Below are 10,485 nucleotides of genomic sequence, written 5' to 3'. Positions count from 1 at the left end.
CACGTCGACCACCTGCAACGGGCCCCAGCTGCGGCCGCCGTCGGTGGACCGCTTGAGCACGATGTCCCCGGGACGGCGCCCGGTGCGCGCTCCGGGGTGGCGGGGCGCGCCCCAGGTGGCCCAGCCGGCGTGCGCCCCGGGGCTCCGATCGGCGCTCCCCCGGGCCCGGCCGGCGCGCGCCGCAGGACACCGCTCGGCGCGTCCCCGAGGGCTGCGGTCAGTGGGCGGTCCGGGATTCCGCTCGGGCCGCCGCGTCCAGGGCGGTGGTGAGCTGGTCCAGGCGGGCGCGCAGGCCGGCGATCTCCGTCAGGTCGAAGCCGGTCGCCGTCATGATCCGGCGCGGCACCTCCAGGGCCCGCTCGCGCAGGGCGGCGCCCTCGCCGGTGAGCCGGACCCGCACCGAACGCTCGTCCTCGGCGCTGCGCTCCCGCCGGACCAACCCCGCCCCCTCCAGCCGCTTGACCAGCGGGGACAGTGTGCCCGAGTCGAGGCGCAGCTGTTCGCCGAGCGCCTTGACCGGCAGGTCGTCCCGCTCCCAGAGCACGAGGAGCACGAGGTACTGCGGGTAGGTGAGCCCGAGGTCCTTGAGGATCACGCGGTAGACGCCGTTGAAGGCGCGGGACGCGGCGTGCAGCGAGAAGCAGATCTGGCGGTCGAGGCGGAGCCAGTCGGCGTCGGGCGTGGTGGTCATGGGTCCAGGATAGCTCTTGCGGGCCATTTGGTTGTGCGCAATTTAATTGTGTGCTCTACTTGGCGTCGTCGCGATCCCCGGCGGATCCGGCAACGCACCCCACATCGAGAGGGATGGTCTTCCATGGACGCGCTCTACACCGCTGTCGCCACCGCAACCCACGGCCGCGAGGGCCGCGCCGTCTCCTCCGACGGCAGGATCGACCTCGCCCTCGCCATGCCGGCGGAGCTGGGCGGCAACGGCCAGGGCACCAACCCGGAGCAGCTCTTCGCCGCCGGTTACGCCGCCTGCTTCGGCAGCGCCCTCGGCCTCGTCGGACGCCAGGCCAAGGTCGACGTCAGCGACGCCTCGGTGACCGCCGAGGTCGGCATAGGCAAGCAGGGCGAGGGCTTCGGCCTGAAGGTCACCCTGCGCGTCGAGCTGCCCGGCACCGTGGACGAGGCGACCGGCCGCAAGCTGGTCGAGAGCGCCCACCAGGTCTGCCCGTACTCCAACGCCACCCGCGGCAACATCGACGTCGACCTCGTCATCGAGTAGTCACGCCGCCCCGCGGAGGGGGCCGGTCCCGGCCGGGACCGGCCCCCTCCGCGCGCGCCGGTCAGGCCGACGCCAGCGCGTCCGGGGACGCCGCCTGCCCCGGGATCCGCGCGGACTCCGCGTCCGGCATCGGCTCGCCCAGCAGCAGGGTACGTACGACCCGTTCGGCGGCCCGCCCGTCGTCGAACTCGCAGAACCGGGCCCGGAACCGGGCCCGCAGCCGCGCCGACTCCTCGTCGCGCCACGCGCCCGATGAGAACAGCCCGGCCAGCTCCCGGTAGGAGGACGAGACGTGGCCCGGCGGCTCGGCGGTGATGTCGAGATAGGTGCCCCGGCTCGCGGTGTACGCGGGGTGGTCGTCGGCGTGCACCACGATCGGCCGGTCGAGGTTGGCGTAGTCGAACATCACCCCCGAGTAGTCGGTGACCAGCACGTCCGCGGCGAGCAGCACGTCCGCCACACGGAGTTCACCGGTCGCGTCGACCACGATCCCGCGCCGGTCCAGCTCGGTGAGGCCCAGGCCCCGCGCCGGGCCGTTCGCCAGGGACGGATGCAGCCGCACGACGAGCGTGTGCCCCTCCCCGAGGTCGGCCGCGAACCGGGCCAGGTCGACGCGGTCCACGTGCCCGCTGCGGCGGTAGTCCCGGCGGGTCGGCGCGTACAGCACGACCGTGTGGTCCGCCGGGATGCCGTGCCTCTCCCGGAAGTCGCCGGTGCCGCCGTTCACCAGGACGTCGTTGCGCGGGCTGCCGGTGCGCACCGAGGTGAAGTGGCAGGGGAAGGCCCGTTCCCAGACGAGTTCGGAGTGGCGGTTGGCGACCAGGCTGTAGTCCCAGCGGTCGGCCCGCCGCAGCATCTGCGGCACGTCGAAGCCGAGCCGGGCACCCGGCTTGTCCAGCAGGTCGGCGCCCAGGTACTTCAGCGGGGTGCTCTGGTGGGTGTGGATGTGCACGCTGCCGGGCCGCTTGGCCAGGGTGCCGGGCCAGTTCACGTCGTTGACGAAGAACGCGGCGCGCGCGGTGACCTCCAGATAGCGCCGGGAGCCCACGATCACGTGCTCCACATCGGCCGGCAGCCGCGCCGCCGTCTCCGCGTCCCGCACCACCCACACCCCGCGCAGCTGCGGGGCGATCTCGCGGGCGGCGGCGTAGACGGCCGCCGGGTCGCCGAGCAGGCCCTGGTGCGAGGACGCCGAGTAGACCACGAGGTGCGGGTCGAGCGGCCGGCGGGCGTGCAGCGACGCCCAGCCGGCGCGGGCCCGGACGCCGGTTGCCCGGCGCGCCTGGACCGCTCGCCGCGCCGCCTCCCGGCCGGCGCGTGCCGTCTGCCGCCGCAGCCGGTACCCGGTCCAGGAGCCCTCCAGCACGGCGACCTCGCCGTCCACCCGGGCACCCTCCGGCCGGTGCCGGCGGAACAGCTCCGCCGTGCGCCGGAAGAACTCGGCCTTGTCGGCGGGCGGCAGCCGGTCGGGTTTGGCGAGGATGTCCAGGCAGTGCTCGCCCATCTTGCGGTGCAGGTACGGCCGCCAGCCGGCCAGCTCCGGGTGCTGCCCGACGAAGGCGAAGACCCGCTCGTACTGGTCGTGGATGTCGAAGTGCTTGCGGCTGGTGGTGGACAGGATGTTGCCCTGCCGGCGCTGCCGGTAGTTCAGGCAGATCCGGTCCAGCGCGGCGATCCGGCGGGCGCTGAGCAGGACCGGGAACGTCCAGGGGGTGTCCTCGTAGTAGCCGGGCGGGAAGGCGAAGCCGTTCTCGGCGACGAACTCCCGCCGGTAGACCTTGTTCCACACCACCATCAGCAGGTCCAGGATCTCCGGGCGCGCGGCCGCCGTGAAGGTCTCCGCCCCGGCCTCGGTGAGGATGTGCGAAAGGACGTTGCGGCGGGTGCCGCCCCACCAGTACGTGCGCGCGTAGTCGAAGACGAGCACGTCCGGGTCGGCGGACTCCGTGAGCCGGTCGGCGATGGCCTCCAGCGCGCCCGGGGTGAGGGTGTCGTCGCTGTCCAGGAAGAACAGGTAGTCGCCGGTGGCGTGCGGGATGCCCGCGTTGCGGGCCCGGCCGAGGCCGGCGTTCTCCGGCAGGTGCAGCACCGTCACCCGGGGGTCGCGCGCGGCGTACTCGTCCAGGATCGCGCCGCAGCCGTCCGGGGAGCAGTCGTCCACGGCGATCAGCTCGAAGTCGCCGAAGGACTGCTGGAGCACCGAGTCCAGGCACTCGGGCAGGAAGGCCTGCACGCGGTAACAGGGCACGATGACACTGAAGCGGGGCACGGCGGGTCAGCTCCTCACGAGGGTCGCGGCGGCGGGGGCGGGGACGCGTTCCGCGAGCGGGACCACGGGCGGCACCGCCTCGGGCGGTTCACCGAGCAGCACCCGCCGGACGACCCGTTCCGCGGCCAGCCCGTCGTCGAACTCGCAGAACCGCTCCCGGAACGCGGCCCGCAGCGCCCCGGCCTCCGGGCCCGCGTACGAGCCGTCGCGGAAGACGGCGGCCAGCTCGTCGGGGGTCCGGGCGACCGCGCCGGGCGGCTCGGCCATCAGGTCGAAGTAGACGCCCCGGGTCTCCCGGTAGACGTCCCAGTCGTCGGCGTACACGACGATCGGCCGGTCGAGGTTGGCGTAGTCGAACATGATCGACGAGTAGTCGGTGATCAGCGCGTCCGCGGCCAGGCAGACGTCCTCGGCGGAGCGGTGCGCGGTCACGTCGATGATCCGCTCCGAGCCCCGGGAGCGGCCCCGGTCGTAGAAGTAGTGCGCGCGCAGCAGGACGACGACGTCTTCGCCGGCCGCCTCGCAGAACGCCTCCAGGTCCAGGCCGGGCGCGAAGCCGCTGTGGTGGTCGCGGTGGGTCGGCGCGTACAGCACGGCCGTGCGGCCCTCCGGGACGCCCAGGTCCCGCCGGATCCGCGCCACGTCCTCGGCGGTCGCCGTGCAGTAGACGTCGTTGCGCGGATAGCCGTACTCCAGGTGCTCGTAGGAGCCGGGGAAGGCGCGCTCCCACATCCGGGTCGAGTGGCGGTTGGACGACAGGTTGAAGTCCCAGCGGTCGACCCGGCCCAGCAGCTTCGCGAAACTGCCGGACTGCGCGGCCACCACCGGATACGCCGACTGGTCCACGCCCATCGTCTTCAGCGGGGTGCCGTGCTGGGTCTGGAGGTGCACGCTGCCCGGCCGTTTGACGACGCCCTCGGCGAAGTTGGCGTTGTTCACCAGGTACGTCGCGCGGGCCAGCACCTCCCAGTAGCGGCGGGAGCCGATCACCGCGTACTCCACGTCCCCCGGCAGCGTGTGTTCCTGGCCGGCCTCGACCAGGAACACCGAGCGCAGGTGCGGGGCGAGTTCGCGGGCCTTGGCGTGGATCGCGGCCGGGTTGCAGGCGTAGCCGCGGCCCCAGTAGGCGCAGTACACGACGAGGTCCGGGTCGAGCGGGCGGCGCAGGTCGCGGGCGTAGCGCAGCCGGGTGCGCAGCATGTGCGGGCGGGGCAGGGCCTCGGTGGAGCGGGCGGCCACCTGGTTGGCGCCGCGCAGGGCGCGGAACGCGCTGTACGCCCCCGCCGCCAGCAGCCGGTGCTGCACGCCGAGGCTGCCGCCCGGTGGGCGGTGGCCGGCCGGCCGGTGCCGTCGGTGCAGGCGGGCCGCGCGCCGGAAGAACGCCCGGTGCCCGGAGGGCAGCCGCTCCGGCCGGGACGCCGTCTTCAGTACCACCGCGAACAGCTGGTCGAACAGCGGGCCGGTGCGTTCGGCGGGCAGGCCGCGCTCGGCCGCCACCGTCAGGACCCGCTCCACCTGGTCCAGCAGGTCGTGCTGGTGCGGGCCGGGCAGGTTGAGCCGGCTGCCCTGGCGGCGCAGCCGGTGCCGTACGACGGCCTGGCGCAGCACCGCGATCCGCTCGGCGGCGATGGTGACCAGCCCGCCCCAGCCGAGGTCGGTGAAGTGGCTGTCGGGGAAGGTGAGGTCCCGCTCGGTGAGGAAGCCGCGGCGGTAGGCGGCGCTCCACGCGGGCAGCTGCACGCCGGTCAGCTCGGGCAGCCCGGCGGGGTCGAAGACGCCCTTCGGGGCCTTGGCGAGCAGGGGGGCGGCCGGGTCGGTGGGCTCGCCCTCCCACCAGGGGACGCGCTCGTGCCCGGCGTAGAGCACGTCCACATCGCCGGTCCGGGTCAGCCGGGCGTCCAGTGCCGCGAGCGCGCCCGGCAGCAGCAGGTCGTCGCCGTCCAGGAACAGCAGGTATGTGCCGGTCGCCGCCCGCATCCCGGCGTTGCGCGCCCCGCCCAGGCCGTCGGACGGCGGCGAGTGGACCGGCGTGACCCGGGAGTCCCGCCCGGCGTACCCGGCGGCCACCGTGGCGGCCGGGGCGCCGGGGCCGTCGCAGACGGGGATCAGCTGGAGGTCGCCGAAGGACTGGCCGAGGACCGAGTCCAGCGCCTGGGACAGCCGGCCGGCGACCCCGTGGGAGGGGACGATGATGCTGAAGCGGGGCATTCTGTTCTTTCTGTCGTCGTGCGGACGCGGCCGGGCCGGCCCGCCGGACGCCAGGTGGACGGCCGGCTCGGGCCGGGCCGCGTCGAGCCGAGGGGCATGGGAACTCCCGGAAGGACCAACGGTGTTCAGTGGCTCTCGGTGACGGGGAGGGAGCCGGGAGGTTGCGCCGCGGTGACCGCCGGGACGTGCGCGCCGCCCGCCGGCACCCCAGCGCGCTCCCCGGGCGGCACCACCGGCGGCAGGTCCGTCTCGCCCAGCACCACCCGCCGTACGACCCGTTCGGCGGCGCGCCCGTCGTCCCACGGGCAGAACCGCTCCCGGAACACCGCCCGCAGCCCCGCCGCGCGCGTGCCGCACCACAGTCCGGTGGCGAAGACGTCGGCCAGCTCGTCGTCGCTGCGCGCCACCGGACCGGGCGGGCAGGTCCCCAGGTCGAGGTAGGTGCCGTGGACCGCCTCGTACGCCTCCCGGTCCGGGGTGTGCAGCACGATCGGCCGGTCGAGGTTGGCGTAGTCGAACATGACCGGTGCGTGGTCGGTGAGCAGCGCGTCCGAGGCCAGGCACAGGCCGGCCGGGTCCGGGTGGCCGGAGACGTCGATGATGCCGTTGCCCCGGACGGGGAGGTGGGTGCGGGCCAGGACCACGAAGCCCGGGCCCAGCCGGCGCAGCAGCCGCTCCAGGTCGAGCGGCGGGCGCTGGGTGCGCAGGTGTGCGCGGTGGGCGGGCGCGTACAGGATCGCGACCGCGTCCTCCGGTACGCCCAGCGACGCCCGCAGCCCGGCCACGTCCGCGGCCGTCGCCCGCTGGAGGACGTCGTTGCGCGGCAGGCCGTACTCCAGCGTGGTGTAGCGGCCCGGGTGCGTCCGCTCCCAGGTCAGGGTGGTGTGCCGGTTGCCGGACAGGACGTGGTCCCACTGGTCGACGCCCCGCAGCAGCTCCGCGAAGTCCGTGCCGCGGGCCGCCGCCGGACGCTCCAGCAGGTCCAGGCCCGTGTGGGCCAGCGGGGTGCCCTGCCCGGTCTGCACGAAGACCTGTCCGGGCCGCTTGCGCATCCCCGCGTCGAAGCCGGCGTCGCCGACCAGGTACCGGGAGCGGGCCAGCGCCGTCCAGCAGGCCGCCGTGCCGGCCCTCAGCGGGCGCGGACCCGTGGGGACAGCCCGCTCCTGCCCGGGGCGGACGAGCCACGCGGTCCGCACCTGCGGGGCGTGTACGCGGAACGCCGCCTCCAGCGCGGCCGGGTCACCGCCGTGCCCCTCGTGCGCGGTGAACACCGCCCGGTCGGCACGCAGCGGCAGGCACAGCTGGACGCGGTAGTGCAGCCGGAGCGCGGCGGTGCGCAGCCCGCGGGCCCACCTCCCCCCGGCCCGCCTCGCGCGCCGGCGCAGGGCGGCGGCCAGCCGCAGCGCCCGGAACGTGCGGTGCAGCCCGAAGCGGACCAGGGCGTGCCGCGGCTCCAGCCGCACCCCGGGCACCCGGTGGCGGCGGCACTGGGCGCGGGCCCGGCGCAGGTACGCGCCGTGGCTGCCGCGCGGCAGCCGGCCGCGCCTGCTGAACACCACGGCGTGGTGGTCGAGCATCCGGCGGTACAACTCCGGCTTCCAGCGGGCCAGTTCCGGATGCTCGTCGACATACGCGAACACCCGGTCGTACTGCTCGAACAGGTCGAAGTGCTTGTGGCTCGTGGTGCCGAGGATGCTGCCCTGCCGCCGCTGGCGGTAGTGCACGCACACCCGGTCCAGGGTGGCGAGCGACCCCGCGGTCATCAGCACCGGGAACGTCCAGGGGGTGTCCTCGTAGTAGCCCGGCGGGAACCGGAAGCCGTGCCGCGCGACGAACTCCCGCCGGTAGGCCTTGTTCCAGGCCACCATCAGCACCCCGAGCAGCCCCGGCCGGTCCACCAGGCGGAACGGCGCCGGACCCTGCTCGGTGAGCCGGCCGGCGAGCTGGTTGCGCACCGTCCGGCCGTCCCAGTACGTGCGCGCGTAGTCGAACACCAGGACGTCCGGGTCACCGGTCTCCTTGAGCCGGACGGCGACCGCCCGCAGCGCGTCCGGGGTGAGGGTGTCGTCGCTGTCCAGGAACACCAGGTAGTCGCCGGCCGCCTGCGCCATGCCCGCGTTGCGCGCCCCGCCCAGGCCCTGGTTGGCGGCCAGGTGCACGGGTTTCACACGCGCGTCCCGGGCCGCGTACTCGTCGATGATCGCGCCGCAGGCGTCGGGTGAGCAGTCGTCCACCGCGATCAGCTCCAGATCGGGGAAGGACTGCGAGAGCACCGAGTCCAGGCACTCGGAGAGGTACGCCTGGACCTTGTACGCGGGGACGATGACACTGAACCTGGGCAAGGGACATCCATGGGTCGGACGGCGCGGGCGTTCTGCCCGGCAACGGCCGACGGCGTGACTTGGTTACGGCCCGTACGGCATTCGGGCTACACCGGCCGCGGCGCCGCCCGGTGAGGCCGCCCCCGAAAACCCGTGAAGGGGCGGGCCGTTGCCGGCCCGCCCCGCCACGATGTCCGCTCCGGCGGCTACTTGACCGCCCCGGCCATTACCCCGGACACGAACTGCCGCTGGAACGCGAAGAACACGGCCAGCGGGATCACCATCGACAGGAAGGCGCCGGGCGCCAGCACGTCGATGTTGTTGCCGAACTGCCGTACCTGCGTCTGGAGGGCGACCGTGATGGGCTGCGTCCCCGACTTGGTGAACACCAGCGCCACCAGCATGTCGTTCCACACCCACAGGAACTGGAAGATACCCAGCGAGGCGATGGCCGGGCCGCCCAGCGGCAGCACCACCCGCGCGAACAGGCGCAGTTCACCCGCGCCGTCCAGCCGCGCCGCCTCCAGCAGCTCCCGCGGGATCTCCGCGAAGAAGTTCCGCAGCAGGAACACCGCGAACGGCAGACCGAACCCGGTGTGGAACAGGATCACCCCGAAGATCGTCCCGAACAGCCCGAGCTTCCCGAACAGTTCGGCGATCGGGATCAGCGCCACCTGCACGGGCACCACCAGCAGGCTCACCACGCCCAGGAACCACCAGTCGCGGCCCGGGAACTCCATCCAGGCGAACGCGTACCCGGCCAGCGCGCCGATCACGACGACCAGCAGGGTCGCCGGGACCGTGATCAGCACGGTGTTCACCAGCGAGTGGGTGATGTCACCGTTCTCCAGCAGCCTCCGGTAGCTGTCCACGGTCAGCCGGGACGGCTTGCTGAGCACCGTCCACCAGCCGCTCGCGCTCATGTCCGCCGGGGTGCGCAGCGAGGAGATGAGCAGGCCGATGGTCGGCACCAGCCAGAACAGGCCCACCACGACCAGGAACGCCTGGACGAGCCCGCCGCTCAGTTTCTCCGCGATCCTCCCGCCGAGCGACCGGCGGGCCGTCACCGGCGCCCCCGCGGAGGCCGTCTTGCCGATGCTGTCGGCGGTCGCCGTCATCGCCGTACCTCCCGCCTCAGCCTGCGCATGTTGAACAGCATCACCGGGATCACCAGCAGCAGCAGGAACACCGCGATCGCGCTCGCCACCCCCGGCCGCCCCTCCGCGAAGCCCTTGCGGTACAGCTCCAGCGCCAGCACGTTCGCGTCGTCCTGAGAGGAGCCCGGCGCGATGATGAACACCAGGTCGAAGACCTTGAGCACGTTGATCATCAGCGTGACGGTGACCACCGCCAGGACCGGGGCCAGCAGCGGCACGGTGACCCTGCGGAACACCTGCCACTCGTTGGCGCCGTCTACCCGCGCCGCCTCCAGCAGCTCCCGGGGCACGCCCGCGAGCCCGGCCGCGATCAGCACCATCGCGAAGCCCGCCCACATCCACACGTACGACCCGATGATCGCCGGGGTCACCAGAGCCGGGCCGAGCCACCCGACCCCGCCGTACGGCTCCCGGAAATTGTCCGCGGGCAGCCGCAGCCGGGCCCCGTCGGCCGACGCCGGCAGGGTGAACGTGCCGTCACCGGACGCCCGCGCGGTGGCGACCACCTTGCCGCCCTTCACCGCCTCGACGCGCATCCCCGCGTAGCCCAGCTCGTCCGGGTCCGGCGCGCCCAGCCGGCCCACACCCTTGCCGCGGGTGAAGTCCTGCCAGGTGGTGCCGGTGATCCTGCCCGGCTCCGCTGTCGCGGCGGCGGCCTTCTTCGCACCGTCCGGCATCTGGTCCGGCGCGACACCGACGAGCGGCAGGACGACCGGCCGCCCGGCGTGGACGGCGTCCTTCGTGACGAACCCGCCGCCCTCGGCGACGAGCGGCGACTCCCGCCCCGGGTGGGCCTTCGGGAACGCCGACGACTGCGCGAACGTGTCGTGCACCCCCACCCACACGGCGTTCGCGACGCCCTTGTCCGGGTCCTGGTCGTACACCAGCCGGAAGATGATCCCTGCGGCCAGCATCGAGATCGCCATCGGCATGAAGACGACCAGCTTGAACGCCGTGCCCCAGCGGATCCGCTCGGTCAGCACCGCGAAGATCAGCCCCAGCGCGGTCGAGACCGTCGGCGCGAACACCACCCAGATCACGTTGTTCTTCAGCGCCGTACGGATGCCGTCGTCGGTGAACAGGGTCCGGTAGTTGTCCACACCCGTGAAGCGGTCGCCGGAGGAGTCGAAGAGGCTCCGGACGACCGAGTACCCGATCGGGTAGACCACGAGCGCGCCCAGCAGCACCAGGGCGGGCAGCAGGAACAGCGCTGCCACGGCCCTGCGGGTGCCGGTCACGCTTCTGCGACCGCGGGGCGCGGCGGGGCCCGGTGGGGCCCCGGCCGCCGCTGCCGACGCCATC

At 73.8% G+C, this 10,485-nt stretch carries 7 protein-coding genes; 1 reads left to right on the top strand and 6 read right to left on the bottom strand.

The annotated features are described in order from the left end of the window. Positions 1-217: 217 nt before the first annotated feature. Complete coding sequence (locus ABZ117_RS24570) at positions 218-691, bottom strand: MarR family transcriptional regulator (protein WP_356823924.1); 474 nt, start codon at positions 689-691, stop codon at positions 218-220. 123 nt (positions 692-814) lie between these two features. On the opposite strand from ABZ117_RS24570, the gene ABZ117_RS24565 reads away from it, so the two are divergent. Next, positions 815-1,228 carry an organic hydroperoxide resistance protein gene (locus ABZ117_RS24565; RefSeq protein ID WP_356823923.1) on the top strand — a complete coding sequence of 138 codons (414 nt, stop codon included), beginning with the start codon at positions 815-817 and terminating at the stop codon, positions 1,226-1,228. Positions 1,229-1,289: 61 nt separating this feature from the next. Here the strand turns inward: ABZ117_RS24565 and ABZ117_RS24560 are convergent, their stop codons facing one another. The 5 genes from ABZ117_RS24560 to ABZ117_RS24540 all read right to left on the bottom strand — a co-directional run bounded on the left by ABZ117_RS24560 (position 1,290) and on the right by ABZ117_RS24540 (position 10,421). Then, positions 1,290-3,497, bottom strand: a complete 2,208-nt coding sequence (locus ABZ117_RS24560; RefSeq protein WP_356823922.1) for a CDP-glycerol glycerophosphotransferase family protein — start codon at positions 3,495-3,497, stop codon at positions 1,290-1,292. 6 nt (positions 3,498-3,503) lie between these two features. Beyond that, positions 3,504-5,705, bottom strand: coding sequence for a CDP-glycerol glycerophosphotransferase family protein (locus ABZ117_RS24555; RefSeq protein ID WP_356823921.1), 2,202 nt, complete (start codon positions 5,703-5,705; stop codon positions 3,504-3,506). Positions 5,706-5,830: 125 nt separating this feature from the next. Then, positions 5,831-8,047 (bottom strand): bifunctional glycosyltransferase family 2 protein/CDP-glycerol:glycerophosphate glycerophosphotransferase, encoded by a 2,217-nt coding sequence (locus tag ABZ117_RS24550; RefSeq protein WP_356823920.1) that lies wholly within the window; start codon positions 8,045-8,047, stop codon positions 5,831-5,833. A gap of 185 nt (positions 8,048-8,232) precedes the next feature. Next, a complete protein-coding gene (locus ABZ117_RS24545; protein WP_356823919.1) occupies positions 8,233-9,144 on the bottom strand; it encodes a carbohydrate ABC transporter permease in 912 nt (303 codons plus the stop codon). Next, positions 9,141-10,421: a sugar ABC transporter permease gene (locus tag ABZ117_RS24540; RefSeq protein ID WP_356823918.1), complete on the bottom strand. Its 1,281-nt coding sequence runs from the start codon at positions 10,419-10,421 to the stop codon at positions 9,141-9,143. The genes ABZ117_RS24545 and ABZ117_RS24540 overlap by 4 nt, the downstream gene beginning before the upstream one ends. Positions 10,422-10,485 lie beyond the last annotated feature (64 nt).

It is taken from the genome of Streptomyces sp. NPDC006309 (genome assembly GCF_040613095.1).
Taxonomy (GTDB): Bacteria; Actinomycetota; Actinomycetes; order Streptomycetales; family Streptomycetaceae; genus Streptomyces.
The sequence above is the reverse complement of the archived record's forward strand: the minus strand, read 5'-3'. Positions and strand labels throughout refer to the sequence as shown.

Bases quoted from the DNA above. Each gene is read 5' to 3' on its own strand.
- ABZ117_RS24570 (WP_356823924.1), bottom strand. From the start codon at position 691: ATGACCACCACGCCCGACGCCGACTGGCTCCGCCTCGACCGCCAGATC.
- ABZ117_RS24555 (WP_356823921.1), bottom strand. From the start codon at position 5,705: ATGCCCCGCTTCAGCATCATCGTCCCCTCCCACGGGGTCGCCGGCCGG.
- ABZ117_RS24565 (WP_356823923.1), top strand. From the start codon at position 815: ATGGACGCGCTCTACACCGCTGTCGCCACCGCAACCCACGGCCGCGAG.
- ABZ117_RS24545 (WP_356823919.1), bottom strand. From the start codon at position 9,144: ATGACGGCGACCGCCGACAGCATCGGCAAGACGGCCTCCGCGGGGGCG.